Raw genomic sequence first — 17,663 nt, 5'->3', positions numbered from 1 at the left:
AATGATTTTCGCGTTCGTGGTCGCGATCGTTGCGATCGTGATGTTCGCGCAGGTCCTGATTGCGATCTTCGGAAAGAAGAAAGCCGCGCCAGGGTCGCCAGAGGCAGACGAGCGCGTGCGTGAACTAACGCAAGAGAACGAGCAGCTCACGCAGCAACTTACCGCCGTGCACGATCGGCTCGAAACGCTCGAGCGGATCGTGACCGACAAGCCCTCTCGCCTCGAGGCGGAAATCGACGCGCTCAAGACGCTCAGCGACCAGCGCGAAAAGCAGGACTAGGCCCCATGCCCATTGAAATCGTCATGATCGTCGTCGCTTCGATGATCTTCACCTTGGTGCTCATCAACATGCTTGCGCGCCTGAAGAAGGATGCCGACGGGCCAAATATCCAGCAGGAAGAGTTTGAGGCGCTCAAGGAGCGGGTCCGGGTGCTCGAGCGCATCACGGTGGAGGAAGGCAATAGCCTCGCCGCGGAAATCGCGGCGCTCGAAGATCGCAGCGGGCCGACACTTGACGAATTGTCGGCGGGCAAGACCAAGACTGCAGACCGCGCCTAGGAGCAGTTAGCATGGACGCCTTCACCGAAAGCATTTTCATCACGATCTGGATCGTGCTCGGCCTGTTCATGCTGCGCTACCTGCTGACGGCAGTCGTCGGCGCCGACCGGATGGGCACCAACAGGAAGAAGCGCCATACCGCCGGGATCGACGACGCACAGATCAAGGAGCTTCGGCAGCAGGTGACCATGCTCACCGATCGCGTGAAGGTGCTCGAAAAGATCACCGTCGAGGACGGCAACAGCCTGGCCGCCGAAATCGAACGATTGCGCGAGCCCGAACAGCTTGGCTATGGCGGCGCCGATGACCTTACCGCCCCTCAGCGATCTCGAAACCGAGTATGAATTCCTCGATAGCGAGGACCGCTATCGCCTGCTGATCGATCTCGGTCGGCAACTCGAACCCATGCCCGACGCGCTCAAGACGGACGCCACCAAGGTGCGCGGCTGTTCGGCAAGCGTGTGGGTCTATCCGACGATCACCGATGAAGGAACACTCCACTGGCTCGCGGACAGCAATGCCGCGATCACCAAGGGTGTCGTCGCTTTGGTCGTGGCCAGCGTTCAGGACCGCCCTGCGGCCGAAGTCGCCGAGACGGACATTGCCGCCAAGCTGGAGCCGTTCGACCTGACCCGCGAACTGTCGTCCAACCGCACCCAGGGCGTGCCCAACATGATCGCGCTGATCCGCGAAACCGCCGAGCGGCTGAAGTGACCGACCCTGTTCCGCCCGAAATCGACGCGATCAATCGCGACGGTTTCGACATCGAGCGCTTCTTCCAGATTGCGCGCGCCGTCGGACACGGCAAGGCGCTGGGCATCGCCTACGACCAGAGCGGTCCCGATTGGGCGCAGTTGACGATGGAAGCGCGCGACGAGCTTGTCGGTGTCCCAGCCGACGGCATCGTCGCCTCGGGCGCGATCGTCAGCCTTGTCGATACGTGCAGCGGCGCGGCCGTCTGGCAGAAACTGGATCGTTTCGAGCCGATCGCGACGATCGACCTGCGGCTCGATTATCTGCGCCCCGCCTTCAAGGGCGATACGCTGGTGGCCCGCTGCGAATGCTACAAGATGACGAAGGCGATCGCCTTTACGCGCGGCATCGCGCACACGGGCGATCCCGAACGCCCCGTCGCGCACGTGACCGGCACCTTCATCCTGAGGCCTTAGTCCTCGGCGTCACCCAGCGCCTGGCGCATCGATTCCGCGCGCTTGAGCACGTCGTAGGCCGCCTGCACCTTTTTGAACTCGTCCGCTGCTTTCTCGTCACCCGGGTTCACGTCCGGGTGCAGCTCCTTCGCCAACGCGCGGAAGGCCTTGCGCACTTCGGCAAAATCGGTGCCGGGATCGACGCCCAAAATTTCGAAGGCGCGCATTTCCTCGCGGCTCCAGCTGCCGTCGCCGGGCCCTGCCCACTGATAATGCGCCGACTGACGAAAGCCGCCGGCATCGCGCTGCTCGTCGGCCTTGCGCTTGGCCTTTTCCTCTTCGGACAGGCCGGCAAAATAGTCCCAGTTGCGATTATATTCCGCGGCGTGTTTCTCGCAGAACATCCAGCGTTCGGGGCTGTTGGGTGACTTGGGCGCAGGCTTGTCGCCAGCCTCGCTGCAACCCACGCGGTCGCACAGCCGCACCTTCGCCGCTTCGCGACCCTTGTCGCCATAGGGACGCCAGCGGGGGAATCCCCAGTCATCGGATCGTTGGCGACGCGGCATTCTACTCCCTTAGGCGGGGCATGCCGCCACTTCCAGTCATCAAAGCGCCAGGAGGCCTGTAAGCCGGGTTCTGTCCATCCCCACGAACAAACGCGGGGAATAGGCGACCATTCGTCTAGGCCGTGAATTGCTTCACGGCTCGAGCAACCAACCCGGGCGTCGGGCCGGAACTGGCCCAAATGACACCCCTATTCGGTCTTGCTCCCGGTGGGGTTTACCGTGCCGCCCTCGTTGCCGAGCGCGCGGTGCGCTCTTACCGCACCCTTTCGCCCTGACCCACCCGAAGATGGGCGGAATGCTTTCTGTGGCACTGTCCCTCACCCCTGAAAAGGAGTGGCCGGGCGTTACCCGGCACCGTCGTTCCGTGGAGCCCGGACTTTCCTCGAATGTTTGAAGCACTCGCGGTCGCCCGGCCCCCTGGCGTGACAGCGATATGGTTTATTGCGGGCGCGGTAGCAAGAGGGCGAGCAATTTGGCGCGGCATTCGCCGTCGATGATGCCGTCAATCATGTCGGGGCGGAAACGGCGCTGGAAGGCGATCACGGCCTTCTCGGGGTCCTTGACGTCATAGCCGAACCGCTCGAGCGCCAGCAGGAACCCTGCGTCGGTCCAGAACGGGTCCATCAGGTCGCGCGTGGGGCTCGGCAGTGCCAGGCGTCGTTTGGCCAACTCCCACCAGGGAAACAGCTCGCCGGGGTCTTCCTTGCGTGCCGGCGCGATGTCTGAATGGCCGACGACATTACCACGCGAAATTCCATGACGGTTCTTGATGTCGGCCACCAGCGGGATCACCGAGGCGATCTGCTCGTCGGGAAACGGGCGATAGCCGAACTCGTGCCCCGGATTGACGATTTCTATGCCCACGCTCGCGCTGTTAAGATCGGTCATGCCGCGCCAGTAGCTGACGCCGGCGTGCCAGGCGCGCCGCTCTTCATCGACATGCTTGTAGACCGTGCCGTCCTCATCGACCGTATAGTGCGCCGAGACGCCGCCTTCCTTGCTCGTCATCTTGTCGAGCGCGACCTGCGCGTTGGGCATGCCGGTATAGTGAAGGACGATGACCGAAACGGGCAGCGTACGCTCGTCATGGTTGGGTGACGGAAGGTCGATCATGTCCATGGCCGCTCTTGGCCATTTTCGGGGATGCCCCGTCAAGGGCAAGTGGTCGGATCAGGTGCCGAATCTAACGGGTTGCTGTCCCTCGGCAACACCGCTCGGGCGGTAGATGCCACGGGCCGTGGGGTCGGCTTCGAAACGCGTGGTCTGACCGATCACGGTCTCGCCAGCACCCAACAGCAGTGCGCCGTCCTCGGCAATCGCCTCGGCGATCCGGTCGAAGGCGATGCGACGGCGTTCGTTGTTGAGATACAGCAGCACGTTGCGACACAACACGATGTCGAACGGGCCGCCCGACGGTGCCGGTTCGAGCAGGTTGCGCTGTTCGAAGCGGACCTTGCGCTTGAGCGCCTCGTTCGCCTGCCAGCCATTCTCGTTCTCGCGGAACCAGCGGATGGTCTGCTGGATGCCCAGCCCGCGCTGGACTTCGAACTGCGAATAATGCGCCTTGCGAGCACGTTCGACGACGGCTTGCGACACGTCGGTGCCGATGATGTCGACCGTCCAACCATCCCACTTGGCCGGATTTTCGGCGAGCAGCATGGCGATCGAATAGGCCTCCTGCCCCGATGAACAGCCGGCGGACCAGACGCGCAGCCGGCGCTGGTCCTTGCGCGCGGCATGCAGGCGCGGAAGCACCTCCTGTTCGAGCATGTCGAACGGCGTGCGATCACGGAAGAAATAGGTCTCGTTGTTGAGCAGCGCCTCGACGACCTGGTCGGACAGGTTGGTGTCCTTGTTGGCGACCAGGATCGTGATCAACTCGTCCATCGTCGCGATGTGCCGCTCGCGCAGCAGCGCGGACAATGCGGTCTCGATCCGCCAACGGCGCGACAAGGTGAGCTGTTGACCGGTGCGGGCTTCGAGGAGCCCTGCCAAGATACGCGACGTACTATCCGAAACCTGCATTATTTCCCCCGCGCCCGCTCAACCACGAGACGGGCGATGTCGGCCGGCGGCAGCGCCGCACAAGCCAGTCCGGCTTCCGCCACCGCGCGCGGCATGCCCCAGACGGCACAGCTCGCTTCGTCCTGTGCAATGACAGCGCCGCCCTTTGCGACCATCGTGCGAGAGCCTTCGAGACCGTCGCGCCCCATGCCGGTCAGGATGACGCCCAGCGCCTTATCGCCGAGCGCTTCGGCGGCCGTTTCGAACATCGGATCGACTGACGGGAGGCACCCCGAGGCGTGGCGCCCCTCGAGAAGTCTGACATAGAGCCCATTCTTGCGGCCCTTCACTGTCAGGTGGCGGTCACCGGGCGCGACGAAGATATGGTCAGGCTTGAGCAGCATATTGTCTTCGGCGACGCACGCGGGCAGCCCTGAGGCCATCGACAGCTGGCGTGCAAACACGGTCATGAAAGCTGCCGGGAGGTGCTGGGTCACCAGGATCGGCGCACCGATCGGCCCTTCCAGCGTCTCGAAGAAGCTCGCCAGCGCGTGAATGCCGCCCGTGCTCGATCCGATGGCCAAGACACCGATGTCGCTATCTGGCATCTCGCGATTGGCCGGAATGGCGGGAGTCGACTTGCGCGGCACGACGTTTTCGCGCGAAGCCGTAGGTGCCGGAACAAGCGCACGAAGCCGCTCGAGCAGGATATCCGAGAATTTGCCGTTAAAGCGCCCCGTGCCCGGCTTGGGCAAGGTGTCCGCCGCGCCCATGGCGAGCGCCTTGACGGTCGCCTCGGCGCCTTCCTCGGCAAGCGAAGACACCACCAATACTTGCGCGCCGGAGGCGGCTTCCAGAATTTCGGGGAGCGACTTGAGGCCGCCCATGCCCGGCATCTCGAGATCGAGAATGACGATGTCGACAGGCACGTTGGTCTCGCGAAGCGCGACGAGCGCGTCTTCGGCGGTGCCGGCGACGCCGACGACCTCGAAATCGGGCGACATCTCGATCATGCGCGAGAGCACGGCGCGCGCGACCATCGAGTCGTCGACCAGCATTACGCGGGTGACTTGGTCGCCTCCGGTCGTGTCCGGCGGAAGTTGGTGGGCGAGCCCGGCCATGGGCGGGCTCCTCTTAGGCGACGCCGACGAGTTGGAGCTTGACGTGCAGCGTCTCGCGATCGAACGGCTTCATGACATATTCGTCCGCACCCGCTTCGAGCGCGGCGCGGATGTGCGCCATGTCGTTCTCGGTCGTGCAGAAGACGACCTTGGGCTGGTCGCCATGACCCGACTGGCGAAGCAGCTTGAGAAACTCCATGCCGCTCATGACCGGCATGTTCCAGTCGAGCAGGACGACGTCGGGCATGGCGCTCTCGCAATGCGACAGCGCCTCGCGACCGTCACCGGCCTCCTCGACGTTGAATTCGAGCGTTTCGAGGATGTGACGCGCAACCTTGCGGATCACTTTGGAGTCATCGACGATCAAACAGGTTTTCATAACCGGCCCTTGAATTTGCGTTGCTGTGACAACTGTTAGCTTGAAATAGGTAATAAGGTCTTAAGCAGCAGCCATTTCCTGGCGGCCCTCGACAATCGCTTCGATCGATACGAGCAGCAGTGGCCCTTCCTGGGTTTCGACCATGCCGGCCGACACGCGCTCCCAGCCCTCGCCCATCGCGGCACGAACCTGTTTGGGCTCGCTCAGCGCCTCGATCACGTCCTCGACGGCATCGACGCTCAGCGCGTAATGATGACCGTCCATTTCGACCACTGCGGCTTCGTGGATCTGCCCGTCGCCAAAGCTGGTCGCGCCCATGCCCAGCGCGCGTTGGCAATCGATCACGGTCAACACGCGGCTGCGCAGCGCCGACAGCCCGGCAAGATGGTCGGGCGCGCGCGGAACGGGAATAAGCGCATCGAGCTCGATCACGCTCTCGACGGCAGCGGCAGGCAGGGCGACGCGGTCACCCGCGATCGTCACGATCAGCAGCAGTTCGTTCATTTCGCGCCTCCAGCGGCAGTGACCGACTTGAGCACCATCAGCAGCCCTGCACGGTCATAACGGTAGACACTTTCGTCATCGCCCTCGGCGCTGTTGCGCAGGCGAAGGATGGTGGCATCCCCAGGTTCTTTGGGCAGCGGCCATTCGGCATTTTCGGTGGCAACCACCAGTTCGGCGATCTTTTCTTCTTCGCTGCCGACATCGACGACGCGATAACCCGCGGCCTCGACGATCGGGCGGAGCATGTTCTGCATCCAGACGTCGTCCTTCGGCAGGCAGCAGACCGGACGACGCTGCGGTTTGCCGGCGGTGGCGCGCAGCAGGTTGGTGAACAGCCAGTGGACGTCGACCAGCTCGGCGGGCTTGCCCGCGATCAGGGTAACGCCCTCGACCTCGCCCTGGGTTTCGGCAGGCGTGATTTCGTAGTCAAGCGCGGCCAGTTCGGCGACCGCGTCGAAGACATAGCCGAGCTCGCGCTCGCCATCGCCGAGGCGGAAGACTCGAACCTTGCCCGACTTCGGCAGTGCCGAGAGGCTGTCGATGCCCGCAAGCGGCAGGATCTGTTCGCCCAGCTGCACGCGCAGCTGTCCGGCTGAGACGCCGAATTGCTCGACATCGACTTCCTCGATCCGGTCGACCAATCCCAGGCGGATCGCGCGGCGTTCGCCACCGAGCGAGCGGAACAGCAGCACTTCGACATGATCGTCGTTGGCCGCGTCGACTTCCTCTTCGGCATTGCGATCGACTTCGCCCAGCTTGACCCCGCCGACTTCGGCGAGCCCTGCCGGGTCGAACAACAGGATCGGGCTGCCATCGTCCGCGAGCGTCGTGCCGGCGTAGAGGCCGGTGGCCATGACCGCTGGCGCGGCCGGCTTGACGACCAGCTCTTCATGATCGTGGATCTTGTCCACCGCGAGCGCATAGGTATCGCCGCCCGCCGGACGGATGACGACCAAGGTTCGATCCTCGTCATGCAGGTCGCTCGGCAGTTCGAGCACGTCGGCAAGCGCGATTTCGGGCACGCGCTTGCCGCGGATGGTGGCGACCCCTGCCCCGCCGACGCGTTCGAAGGTCACCGACGAACCGTTGGCGCGCACGATTTCCTCGATCGCCGAGCGCGGGATCGCGAAATGCTGGTCGCCGATCGATACGGTCAGTGCGGGGATAATGGTCAGGGTCAACGGCACCCGCAGCGTCATGCGGGTGCCCTCGCCGATCTTGCTGTCGACTTCGACGACGCCGCCAATGCGTTCGATATTGGAGCGAACGACATCCATGCCGACACCGCGGCCCGAGACTGACGTCACTTCAGATGCGGTCGACAGGCCGGCGGCGAAAATCAGGTTGAGCTTCTGGCGCTCGGTCATCTCTTCCATCTCGGCGCGGTCGATGACGCCGTTGGCCAGTGCCTTCTCGACCAGCTTCTTGGGATCGATGCCCTTGCCGTCGTCGACGATGTCGATGAGGATCTGGTTGCCCGACTGGCGCGCCGACACCTTGAGCATGCCGATTTCGCGCTTGCCGGCGGTGAGGCGATCGGCGGGCGCCTCGATCCCGTGATCGACCGCATTACGGATGATGTGGGTCAGCGGATCCCGGATCATCTCGATCATCTCGCGGTCCAGCTCGACGTCTCCGCCATCGATGTCGATCATGACCTGCTTGTCGAGGTCGTTCGAAAGGTCGCGCACCATGCGCGGCAGCGCGACGAACAAGTTCTCGATCCGCTGCATGCGGGTCTGGGTGATGCTGTCGCGCATCTCGGCGATAATGCCGGACAGTCGCTCGAAGGCGCCGGCGACGGCAACGTCCTCGGGGGCCTCGCGCAGGCGCCGGGCGAGCTCGTTGCGCGCCAGCACCATGTCGGACACGCCACTCATCACGCGATCAAGCAGGTCGACCGACAGGCGGATCGTGCGCGGCGCGGCATGGCCCACCGCGGCGGGCGCATTGTCACCGTCCGATTTCTCGAAGACGGGCGTGTTCTCGACGATGATCTCGGCGCCTTCCTCGAGTGCATGGATCAGGTCGCCATCGTCGCCGTCGGGAATATCCTGGCCTTGGTCGATCAGCTCGATCATCTCGCCAATGCGATCGATGACGGCGAGCACGGCGCTGACCAGCTTGGCATCGGCCTTGCGGCGATCGGCGCGGCAATCGGCCAAGGCATCCTCGGCGGCATGGCTCAGCGCTTCGAGGCGCGGAAAGTCGAAAAAGCCGCAATTGCCCTTCACGGTGTGGACAAAGCGGAAGATGCTGTCGAGGCGCGCGCGGTCGTGCGGCTCGGCTTCCCAGGCGACGATCTCGCCCCCCAGGCTTTCGAGCATTTCGCGGCATTCCGCGACAAAATCTGCAATCAGGTCGTCCATGAGGCCCCTGCGAAAACAAGTTTCAGTCAGGGTCCTTCATGACGCGGAAGGGTTAAGGCCGCGTTAGCGATGTGCGCTTTTTAGCCGATCATGCCATCGGGCTGGGGCAGACTCACGCCCATGACGAGCAGGCCGTCGTCGGGATCGGACAGGCGAATGCTGCTGTCCGATGAGGCGGCGAGTGCGTGCGCCAATTGCGCGGCGGCGGTGCGCGCTTCGCCTTCCTTGCCCGCGGGACCGTCTACCAGCATGGCGCGCAGGTTCGGGTCGAGCAGCAGGCGAGGCCCCTCGGCTCGCACGGCCAGTTCGATGCCGCCCTCACCGCGTTCGGCGCCGACGTCGAGCCGCCCGCCACGCACCAGCGCGTCGCCCGCGATCAACGACAGGTTGAGCAGCAACTTGACCGCATCCTTGGGTAGCTTGGCGTCTGCCACCATCCAGCCCAGATCGACCTTCTTCTCGGCCAACACGCCCGCGAGCGCCTGCTTCGCCTCGTCGGTCTCGATCATCGCGCCATATCCGCCTGCAGCGCCGAAGGCGAGACGGAAGAATTTGAGCTTTTCCGCCGTCGCACGCGCGCTGTCGGCAAGCAGCTCGAGCACTTGGTCGCGCATCGCCGGATCGTCTTCGTCGGCGAGCAATTCGAGGCCATTATTGAGGGCGCCAACAGGCGACAGGAGGTCGTGGCACAGGCGGCTGCACAGCAGGCTCGCGAAATCGGTATCGGTCATGGGTCCGTGTAGTGGGCCAAGCGATTCCGGGTTGCAACCCCGAAGCCATTGAAGCGCCGTATTGCCCCCCTATATCGGTGCAATGAGTGGGGGGAAGATGAGCGTCGCGCTGGAAGCGGCACAGGCGGGCTGGCGGCTCGACCGTGCGCTCGCGCAGGCCATCCCCACCCTCTCGCGCGAACGGATCAAGAAGCTGGTCAAGGACGGCCAATTGACCGACGGCCAAGGAGAGCTCGTCCGCGATCCCGCGACCAAGGTGAAGGGCGACGAACGCTACACGCTCGACGTCCCCGAACCGACGCCGCACCACGCGACGCCGCAGGATATCCCGTTGACGATCGTGCACGAAGACGAGCATTTGCTCGTCGTCGACAAGCCCGCCGGGCTGGTCGTGCATCCAGCAGCAGGTAACCCCGACGGGACGCTGGTCAATGCGCTGCTCCATCATTGCGCGGGCCAGCTATCGGGTATCGGTGGCGTCGCGAGGCCCGGGATCGTCCACCGTATCGACAAGGACACGTCCGGCCTGCTGGTCGTCGCAAAGACCGATGTAGCGCATGAAGGGCTCGCGAAGCAATTCGCAGCCCACAGCATCGACCGGCGCTATCTGGCAGTCGCCTCGGGCACGATCCTGCAGGGCAAGGGCACCGTGGACGCCCCGCTTGCCCGCAGCCCGCAAAACCGCAAGAAGATGGCGGTGGTGGCCGAAGGCAGAGGCAAGCGCGCTGTAACCCATTGGGCCAAGCTGGCGAACCTGAAGGATGCGAGCCTGGTCGAATGCCGGCTGGAAACCGGGCGCACGCACCAGGTTCGTGTCCACATGGCGTCGCTGGGCCACCCGCTGGTCGGCGATCCGACTTACGGAAGAACAAAAAAGACGCATCGCAATCTATTGAAAGAACTGGGTTTCGAACGACAGGCGCTCCACGCTGCCGAGCTAGGCTTTACCCATCCGGTCACTAAGGACCGTTTGTCGTTTTCTAGCGCCCTTCCGTCGGACATGGCGGAACTGGTGGAAAAACTGGAAGTATAGGACTTAGGCGGCTATGAAGGCCGACCGCAATTCTCCCCTTCGCCGCATGGGGAGCAAAGGAGACCAAATGGCAAAGGCCAAGGGAGCCCTCTCGATCCCCGCAACCGGGGGTGAGGACGGGCTCAACCGCTATCTGGCGGAGATCAAGAAGTTCCCTATCCTCTCGCCAGAGGAAGAATATATGCTCGCCACGCGCTGGAAGGAGCATGGGGACACTGACGCCGCCGCGCAGCTGGTCAATTCGCACCTGCGCCTCGTCGCCAAGATCGCGATGGGTTATCGCGGCTATGGCCTGCCCGTTTCCGAACTCATTTCCGAAGGCAATATCGGCCTGATGCAGGGCGTGAAGAAGTTCGAGCCCGAACGCGGCTTCCGTTTGGCCACCTACGCCATGTGGTGGATCCGTGCTTCGATTCAGGAATTTATCCTGCGCTCGTGGAGCCTCGTGAAGATGGGCACCACCGCCGCGCAGAAGAAGCTGTTCTTCAACCTGCGCCGGATGAAGAACCAGATCGAAGCCTTCGAAGAGGGCGACCTCAAGCCCGAGGACGTCACCAAGATCGCGACCGAGCTGGGCGTTTCCGAAGCCGACGTCATCTCGATGAACCGCCGCATGGCGCGCGGTGGCGACAGCTCGCTAAATTCGCCGCTGCGCGCAGCCGACGGTGAGGGCGAAAGCCAGTGGATGGACCTGCTCGAGGCGGACGAACCGCTGCAGGACGAGATCATCGCCGACAATGAGGAAGCGCAGGTTCGTCACGAGCTGCTGATGGCGGCGATGGATGCGTTAAACGATCGCGAGAAGCATATCCTGACCGAGCGTCGCCTTTCGGAAGACCCCAAGACGCTGGAAGACCTTAGCCAGGTCTATGGCGTGAGCCGCGAGCGCATTCGCCAGATCGAGGTCCGTGCCTTCGAGAAATTGCAGGCCGCGCTGGTCAAGATGGCCGAGGAGCAGCGGCTGCTGCCGCCAAGCGACGACTAAACCCAAAAAATTTGCCTCGCACCCCTTGCCAAAAGGGCCGGGGAGGCAGACCCTGCCGTCTTTGCCGAAGCGCCGAGCCGCGCTTCTTCGACCCGCGACTCCCGCGCTTCGTGCCCACACGGAGCAGGGAGATCTCACACCATGTCAGACAGGAAACCCACCGCCGGCGCTCAAGCTGGCCATCGCTTGATCGCGCTCGTCGGGCCAGCCGGTTCGGGTAAGACCAGCCTGGCCGAGGCGCTGCTGCACGCAGCCGGCGAAACCAATCGCCTCGGTAAGATCGACGATGGCAACACCGTGGGCGACAGCAGCCCCGAGGCGCGGGCACGCGGCGGATCGACCGAACTGAACCTCATGCACTTCAACTATTTGGGTGACGACTTTAGCATCGTCGATGCACCCGGGACGACGGGTTTTTCCGCCGACGCCACCCGCGCGGTGACCGTCGCCGACCTCGCGATCGCGGTCGTCGATCCGGACCCTGCGCGCGCACCGCTCGCGGCTCCTGCGCTACGCATGCTCGACGAGCAGGGCGTCCCGCATATCATCTTCGTCAACCGGATCGACAATGCGCACGGTCCGATCCAGGAGATTCTCGAAGCTTTGCAGCCGCTGAGCGTATCGCCGCTGATCGCGCGGCAATTGCCGATCATGGATGGCGACCAGGTGACTGGCTTCGTCGACCTCGCGCTGGAACGCGCCTTCGAATATCAGCTCGGCAAGGCCTCCAGCCAGGTCGACATCCCCGATGATCTCAAGGCGGACGAGCAGGATGCGCGTACGCACATGCTCGAACAACTGGCCGACCATGACGATACGCTGCTCGAACAGCTGCTGATGGACGAAACGCCCGAAGAGAGTCGAATCTTCGCCGACCTGCACCACGAGACCGAGGACAATCTGGGCGTGTCGGTGCTGTTCGGATCGGCGACAGGCGAGTGGGGCGTGCGCCGCCTGCTCAAGGCGCTCCGGCATGACGGGCCGACGCGCGAAGCCACCGAAGTTCGGCTCGGGGTCGAGGCCCCTGCCCTCTATGGCTTCAAGGTCACCAACGGGAGCGCCGTCGGCCGCGTCATGTATGCGCGGGCCTTGGGCGATGGCAGCTTCAGCGAAGGCGACGAACTCGCGAACGCGCGCGGCAAGCCGATCAAGGTCGGCGCGATCCTGACGGTGCAGGGCGAAAAGACCGACAAGGTCGGGTCGGCGGCACCCGGACAAATCATCGCCGTCGCCAAGACCGAAGGCTGGCGGGCAGGCGAATGGATCGGCAGCGAGGGCAAGCTCCCGCCCTCCATCGATATCGAGTTCCCCGCCAAGAATGCCGCGCTCGCGATCGAACCGGTCGATCGCAAGGACGATGTCCGCCTGACCAGCGCGCTGGCGCGTGTGGTCGAGGAGGATGCCGGACTCGGCGTGGAACAGGACGGGCATGAAATTCGCCTCACCGGCGTGTCGGACGATCATGTCCGCACCGCCCTCCAGCGGCTGGAAAACCGGTTCGGCGTGAAGGTCAATTCCAAGCGTCCGCAGATCGCCTATCGCGAGAGTATTCGCAAACCCGCCGAGGTGCGCGGTCGGCACAAGAAGCAGTCGGGCGGTCACGGGCAATATGGCGACGTGGTCATCCGTATCGCCCCCCTCCCGCGCGGCTCGGGCTTCCAGTTCGACGAGAAGGTCAAAGGCGGAAACGTTCCCAAGCAATATATCCCCGCGGTCGAAGCGGGGGTGAAGGAAGCGATGCTCAAGGGACCATTAGGGTTCCCGGTGGTCGACGTCGCGGTGACGTTGCTCGACGGCAGCTATCACAGCGTCGACAGCTCCGAACTCGCCTTCAAGACGGCAGGCCGGATCGCGATGCAGGAAGCGCTGCAAAAGGCCAGTCCGCATCTACTCGAACCGATGCACCAGCTGACCGTCGTCTGCCCCAACAGCGCTTCGAGCAAGGTCTCGAGCGCGCTGGCGAGCCGACGCGGCCAGATGCTCGGCATGGTCCCGCGCGATGGCTGGGATGGATGGGACCGCATCGACATGATGTTGCCCACTGCCGAGCTGGACGGGCTGGAGGCCGAGTTACGCGCGCTGAGCCAGGGGCTGGCGACCTATGAGGCAAAGTACGACCATCTCGCCGAACTCAACGGCAGCCTCGCCGACAAGATCGTCGCGCGCGAACATGAGGAAGAGACGGCCTAGAGACCCGGGACGATCATGATGGGGCGCCAGTCGCCAAGCTCGGCGTCCCATTCGATCTCGCCGCGTCCGGAAACGCCCGCGCGGACCAGCACACCATCGACGCCGATGCGCTTGGCGCCGACCATGTCGGTCGCGGGGCCATCGCCCACCATGATAACACTTTCGCGCGGCGGATCGCCGGCGAGCTTGAGCGCATGCTCGAACATCGGCGTTTCGGGCTTTCCGTACCAGCGCACCTCGCCGCCCATTTCCTCGTAACGGTCGGCAAGCGCGCCCGCGCATACCACCATGTCGCCGCGATGCTCGACGATCCGGTCGGGATTGAGACAGTGGATGAGCATGCCGCGCTCGTGCCACGCCGCGAGGTCGGCTTCATATTCGGCAACCGTGGAGCGATACTCGTCGAGCCCGGTCATGCAGATTTCGTCATGCGGCTCCTGCGCGGCAGCGAAGCGAACGCCATGCGCTTCCATGTCCTCGAAGTCCCACTTTGTCCCGCAAAAGCCGACCGCGCGCGGGGGATGGGTCAGCGCCTCGATGCCCGCCTGCCCGCTGCTCGTCAGCGCATGCCATAGCGAGGGATCGAGACCGAGCCGCTGCAGCTCCCGCTCGACCCGGTCGGCGGGGCGCGGGGCGTTGGTCAGGATGACGACGCGCCGCCCTTCGTCCTTCCAGCGCCGGAAGCGCGAGCGAACGCCCGGATACATCTCGCCACCATCGTGGATGACGCCCCACACGTCGCACAGGACGGTCGTGTAGCGATCCGGTAGGTCGTCGAGGCTGTGCACTAGGCTGGTTGCGGTTCGGGGATCTCGCCCTGGGCAACCTCGTCATCGCCCTCGCCGCGGCTAACCACGGTCGCGCAGGCAAGATCGCCCGTCACGTTGAGCGTGGTGCGGCACATGTCGAGGAAGCGATCGACGCCCAGCACGATGCCGATGCCTTCGGGCGGCACGCCGACCATCGCCAAGATAAGTGCCACGACCGGGAGCGAGCCCGCGGGGACGCCCGCCGTGCCGATACCGCCGAGAATGCACATGAGAAGCACCACGACCTGCTGGCCGATCGACAGCTCGACCCCGAAGAATTGCGCGAGGAAGAGGACGGTCACGCCCTCGAAAATCGCGGTGCCGTTTTGGTTGGCGGTCGCGCCGATGGTCAGCACGAAGCGCGCGGGCGCACGCGGGAGCTTCAAGTTCTCGTCGGCGACCTTGAGCGCGTAGGGCAGCGTGGCGTTCGAGCTGGCGGTCGAAAAGGCCATCAGCATGGCCTCCTTGACGTTCTTGAAGAACCAGATCGGGCTGACCCCGCCTGCGACGCGCAGGACGATCGGATAGACGATGAACATGTGTACGCCGAGCGCCAGCAGCACGACCCCGGCATAGGCGCCGAGGCGGATGAGGACGTCCCATCCGAACACGCTGGCAAGGTTGAACATGAAGCAGGCAATGGCGATCGGTGCGAGGCGGATGACCCACATGATCAGCTTCATCGCAACGTGGAAAATACCCTCGATCCCCTTCTGCAGGTGATCGGCGGCCTTGGTGTCGGTAAACAGCAGTCCGATGCCGAACATCAGCGCGAAGAACATGACCGCGAGGATGTCGTTGGCGCTCATCGCGGTGATGACGTTGGAAGGGATGATGTTGATCAGCGCATCGATGCCCGAGGGCTGTTCGGCATTGCGCTGGATGATCGCGCCGGCACCTTCTGCCGCATCGGCCAGCAGCTGGTCGGCGAGCGCGCGGTCGACGCCGGCGCCCGGCTTGAAGAGGTTGGTGACGGTGAGCGCCAGCACCACCGCAATACCCGAGACGATGACCGTGAAGGCGAGCGTCTTCAGGCCCACGCGCTTGAGAGAGCGGGCATCGCCCATCTCCGCGACCCCGACGACCAGCGCCGAGAAGAGCAGCGGGATAACGAGCATGAAGAGCAGGCGGAGGAAGATCGTGCCGATCGGGCCGGTAATATAGGTGCGCAGGAATTCGACCCACGCGGCGCCCTCGGCGGCCAGGTTCGCGTAGAGACCGAAGGCAAGCCCGATGGCAAAGCCGATCGCCATCTGGCCCCACAGCGGGATGCCCTCTTTCTTCGTCGCGACGTCCATTCAGTCCCTCCCCTTGGTTGCGCGCCTAGCTGTTGCGGGCCAAGCCGCCCGCGTCAACTACGCATAGGCATATTCGCCACCGCGTTCGAGCGCGCGGGCGTAGGCGGGGCGGTCGTGGCAGCGCTTCAGCCAGGCGAGAATGTTGGGATAGCGCTCGTCGAGCCCGGCGCGTGCCTGTGCGGCTTCCAGCGGGAAGCTCATCATAATGTCGGCTGCGGTCAGCTCATCTCCGCAGAACCAGGCGCGCCCTGAAAGCTCGTCGTCGAGGTAGCGGAAATGATCGTCGAGCCGGGACTGGACAGGCTTTCGCGCGGGCATGCCCAGAAAGCCGAGCTTCATGACGATCAGTTTGCCGAACAAGGGCGGCATGAGCGAACCCTCGGCATAGTGCATGTACTGGTGCCAGCGTCGCGCACCCTCGGGGTCTTCCGGCGGGCCGAAACGACCATGCTTGTCTGCCAGGTGCGTCATGATCGCGCCGCTCTCGACATAGGTCACCGCGTCTTCCTCGAGCACGGGGGACTTGCCGAGCGGGTGGACGGCGCGCAGCGATGCGGGCGCGCTCATGTCCTTTTCGCGCTCGTAGCGCTTGATCTCATAGTCGAGCTGCAATTCCTCGAGCATCCAGAGCAGGCGCTGCGAACGGCTGTTGTTGAGATGGTGGATGATAATCATGCGCTTGCTCCCGATCGGCCGAGGGGTTCGTCGATGCTGGTCGGCGGGATCGTGAACCAGCGTGGCCCGCCTTCGGTCATGTGAAAACAGTCTTCCAGACGGATCCCGAACTCGCCTGGCAAGTAGAGGCCGGGTTCGTTGGAAAAGCACATGCCGGGGGCCAGCGGTTCGGTCTCGCCGCGGACGAGGTTGACGGGTTCGTGGCCCTGCATACCGATCCCGTGGCCGGTGCGATGGGAGAGGCCGGGAAGCGCGTAATCGGGCCCGTATCCGAGGCTCTCGTAATAAGTCCGAACCGCATCATCGACGCTGCCACAGGTTGCGCCCACGATGCAGGCGCGGCGCGCGACCTGCTGCCCTTCGGCCATATGGTTCCAGACTTCGCGTTGTTTGGCAGTTGGCGTGCCCATCACCCAAGTCCGGCTGATGTCGGATTGGTACCCGTGGACGGAGCAGCCCGTATCGACCAGCACGACCTGCCCGGCCTCGAGCTTCTGCGGCTTGCCGGTGCCGTGGGGCAGCGCCGCGGCTGCACCGAACAGGACCAGCGCCCAGGGGCCGCTCCCACCGCGCTTGATTTGCTCCTCACGGAGCATGTCACTGACGTCGCGTTCGGACATGCCCGGCCGCACCTTGCCCATGACCGCGCCGATCGACGCCAGCGTGATGTCGTTGGCCGCCTGCATCAGCGCTAGCTCGGACGCAGTCTTGACCATGCGACACCCGCGCACAACCGGATTGGCGCTGACGACCCGGGCACCGGGCAGTTCGGCCTTGAGCCGGTCGTGGATGAAATAGCGGTTGGTCTCTTCCATGCCGATCGGGCGGTCGGCGAGGCGCTTCTCGTGCAGGAAATCGGCGACGACGCCGAGCGGCTCGACATCTTCGTGCCACGTCCGCACCTCGGCGGGAACGGCGAGGCTTTCCTCGACCGACGGCTTCTCGAAGAATGGCGTGACGATAATCGGATCGCCTTCGACCGGAATGACCGTGCCGGTAAGACGCTCCGACCGCCCCCAGCGCACGCCGGTAAAATAGTCGAGACTAGGCCCGGATTCGATCAGCACCGCGCCGATGTCGTGCTCGGCCATCAACGCCTGCGCCTTGGCGATCCGCGCCAGGCGCTCTTGCCGGGTGATGGGAGGCGGCAATGCGCTATCGCCCGCCGACGCGGTCGGCGCGACAAACGCGATCCCGTTCGTCGCGACCATCATGCCGGCCCCTGCCCCGGCCAGCCATTCGCGCCTGTTGACGTGCATCGTGTTCCCCTTCGTTGGTCGAGACGCTTGTTGC

General features: G+C 64.3%; 20 protein-coding genes and 1 other RNA gene. 8 read left to right on the top strand and 13 right to left on the bottom strand.

The window, feature by feature from the left end:
• Nucleotide 1: 1 nt before the first annotated feature.
• Genes KTQ36_RS06915 through KTQ36_RS06895 form a run of 5 tightly spaced genes read left to right on the top strand, consistent with a single transcriptional unit; the run spans nucleotide 2 to nucleotide 1,727 of the window.
• Nucleotides 2–280, top strand: a complete 279-nt coding sequence (locus KTQ36_RS06915) for a hypothetical protein (protein WP_218632966.1) — start codon at nucleotides 2–4, stop codon at nucleotides 278–280.
• A 5-nt stretch (nucleotides 281–285) separates the two neighbouring features.
• Complete coding sequence (locus tag KTQ36_RS06910) at nucleotides 286–558, top strand: hypothetical protein (protein WP_218632965.1); 273 nt, start codon at nucleotides 286–288, stop codon at nucleotides 556–558.
• An 11-nt stretch (nucleotides 559–569) separates the two neighbouring features.
• Nucleotides 570–902: a hypothetical protein gene (locus KTQ36_RS06905; RefSeq protein WP_218632964.1), complete on the top strand. Its 333-nt coding sequence runs from the start codon at nucleotides 570–572 to the stop codon at nucleotides 900–902.
• Complete coding sequence (locus tag KTQ36_RS06900; protein ID WP_218632963.1) at nucleotides 862–1,272, top strand: SufE family protein; 411 nt, start codon at nucleotides 862–864, stop codon at nucleotides 1,270–1,272. The genes KTQ36_RS06905 and KTQ36_RS06900 overlap by 41 nt, the downstream gene beginning before the upstream one ends.
• Entirely contained in the window at nucleotides 1,269–1,727 is a 459-nt protein-coding gene (locus KTQ36_RS06895; protein ID WP_345777681.1) for a PaaI family thioesterase, read from the top strand. Before KTQ36_RS06900 ends, KTQ36_RS06895 begins: the two co-directional genes overlap by 4 nt.
• On the opposite strand, the gene KTQ36_RS06890 is transcribed toward KTQ36_RS06895, so the two are convergent.
• The 9 genes from KTQ36_RS06890 to KTQ36_RS06850 all read right to left on the bottom strand — a co-directional run bounded on the left by KTQ36_RS06890 (nucleotide 1,724) and on the right by KTQ36_RS06850 (nucleotide 9,380).
• A complete protein-coding gene (locus tag KTQ36_RS06890; protein WP_218632962.1) occupies nucleotides 1,724–2,272 on the bottom strand; it encodes a J domain-containing protein in 549 nt (182 codons plus the stop codon). The two genes, KTQ36_RS06895 and KTQ36_RS06890, sit on opposite strands and share 4 nt — an antisense overlap.
• 43 nt (nucleotides 2,273–2,315) lie before the next feature.
• An RNA gene (gene rnpB, locus KTQ36_RS06885) (RNase P RNA component class A) lies at nucleotides 2,316–2,693 on the bottom strand.
• 17 nt (nucleotides 2,694–2,710) lie between these two features.
• A complete protein-coding gene (locus KTQ36_RS06880; RefSeq protein ID WP_218632961.1) occupies nucleotides 2,711–3,391 on the bottom strand; it encodes an N-acetylmuramoyl-L-alanine amidase in 681 nt (226 codons plus the stop codon).
• Nucleotides 3,392–3,442: 51 nt separating this feature from the next.
• A complete protein-coding gene (locus KTQ36_RS06875; protein WP_255554410.1) occupies nucleotides 3,443–4,267 on the bottom strand; it encodes a CheR family methyltransferase in 825 nt (274 codons plus the stop codon).
• 29 nt (nucleotides 4,268–4,296) lie between these two features.
• Nucleotides 4,297–5,397 (bottom strand): chemotaxis-specific protein-glutamate methyltransferase CheB, encoded by a 1,101-nt coding sequence (cheB, locus tag KTQ36_RS06870; RefSeq protein ID WP_255554409.1) that lies wholly within the window; start codon nucleotides 5,395–5,397, stop codon nucleotides 4,297–4,299.
• Nucleotides 5,398–5,410: 13 nt separating this feature from the next.
• A complete protein-coding gene (locus KTQ36_RS06865) occupies nucleotides 5,411–5,776 on the bottom strand; it encodes a response regulator (RefSeq protein ID WP_218632959.1) in 366 nt (121 codons plus the stop codon).
• A 60-nt stretch (nucleotides 5,777–5,836) separates the two neighbouring features.
• Complete coding sequence (locus KTQ36_RS06860; protein WP_218632958.1) at nucleotides 5,837–6,280, bottom strand: chemotaxis protein CheW; 444 nt, start codon at nucleotides 6,278–6,280, stop codon at nucleotides 5,837–5,839.
• On the bottom strand, nucleotides 6,277–8,649 hold the full coding sequence (locus KTQ36_RS06855) for a chemotaxis protein CheA (protein WP_218632957.1): 2,373 nt from the start codon (nucleotides 8,647–8,649) through the stop codon (nucleotides 6,277–6,279). The genes KTQ36_RS06860 and KTQ36_RS06855 overlap by 4 nt, the downstream gene beginning before the upstream one ends.
• Nucleotides 8,650–8,729: 80 nt before the next feature.
• Nucleotides 8,730–9,380: a histidine phosphotransferase family protein gene (locus KTQ36_RS06850; protein ID WP_218632956.1), complete on the bottom strand. Its 651-nt coding sequence runs from the start codon at nucleotides 9,378–9,380 to the stop codon at nucleotides 8,730–8,732.
• Nucleotides 9,381–9,462: 82 nt separating this feature from the next.
• On the opposite strand from KTQ36_RS06850, the gene KTQ36_RS06845 reads away from it, so the two are divergent.
• From KTQ36_RS06845 to KTQ36_RS06835, 3 genes are all read left to right on the top strand, one after another.
• Nucleotides 9,463–10,413, top strand: coding sequence for an RluA family pseudouridine synthase (locus KTQ36_RS06845; protein WP_218632955.1), 951 nt, complete (start codon nucleotides 9,463–9,465; stop codon nucleotides 10,411–10,413).
• Nucleotides 10,414–10,480: 67 nt separating this feature from the next.
• On the top strand, nucleotides 10,481–11,398 hold the full coding sequence (gene rpoH / locus KTQ36_RS06840; protein ID WP_255554407.1) for an RNA polymerase sigma factor RpoH: 918 nt from the start codon (nucleotides 10,481–10,483) through the stop codon (nucleotides 11,396–11,398).
• Nucleotides 11,399–11,539: 141 nt separating this feature from the next.
• Nucleotides 11,540–13,588, top strand: a complete 2,049-nt coding sequence (locus tag KTQ36_RS06835) for an elongation factor G (protein WP_218632954.1) — start codon at nucleotides 11,540–11,542, stop codon at nucleotides 13,586–13,588.
• Here KTQ36_RS06835 and KTQ36_RS06830 read toward each other — a convergent pair.
• The 4 genes from KTQ36_RS06830 to KTQ36_RS06815 are packed head-to-tail and all read right to left on the bottom strand — an operon-like array spanning nucleotide 13,585 to nucleotide 17,629.
• The gene (locus tag KTQ36_RS06830) at nucleotides 13,585–14,376 is read right to left on the bottom strand and encodes a TIGR01459 family HAD-type hydrolase (RefSeq protein ID WP_218632953.1); all 792 of its coding nucleotides are present in this window, start codon (nucleotides 14,374–14,376) and stop codon (nucleotides 13,585–13,587) included. The two genes, KTQ36_RS06835 and KTQ36_RS06830, sit on opposite strands and share 4 nt — an antisense overlap.
• A complete protein-coding gene (locus KTQ36_RS06825) occupies nucleotides 14,376–15,695 on the bottom strand; it encodes a dicarboxylate/amino acid:cation symporter (protein WP_255554405.1) in 1,320 nt (439 codons plus the stop codon). The genes KTQ36_RS06830 and KTQ36_RS06825 overlap by 1 nt, the downstream gene beginning before the upstream one ends.
• Before the next feature lie 57 nt (nucleotides 15,696–15,752).
• A complete protein-coding gene (locus KTQ36_RS06820; RefSeq protein WP_218632952.1) occupies nucleotides 15,753–16,370 on the bottom strand; it encodes a glutathione S-transferase family protein in 618 nt (205 codons plus the stop codon).
• Nucleotides 16,367–17,629 (bottom strand): M24 family metallopeptidase, encoded by a 1,263-nt coding sequence (locus KTQ36_RS06815; RefSeq protein WP_218632951.1) that lies wholly within the window; start codon nucleotides 17,627–17,629, stop codon nucleotides 16,367–16,369. The genes KTQ36_RS06820 and KTQ36_RS06815 overlap by 4 nt, the downstream gene beginning before the upstream one ends.
• Between the last annotated feature and the right edge of the window lie 34 nt (nucleotides 17,630–17,663).

This window comes from Sphingomicrobium clamense (assembly GCF_019264355.1).
GTDB lineage: Bacteria > Pseudomonadota > Alphaproteobacteria > Sphingomonadales > Sphingomonadaceae > Sphingomicrobium > Sphingomicrobium clamense.
Note: the sequence above shows the minus strand (reverse complement) of the source record. Positions and strands in the feature narration are given on the sequence as shown.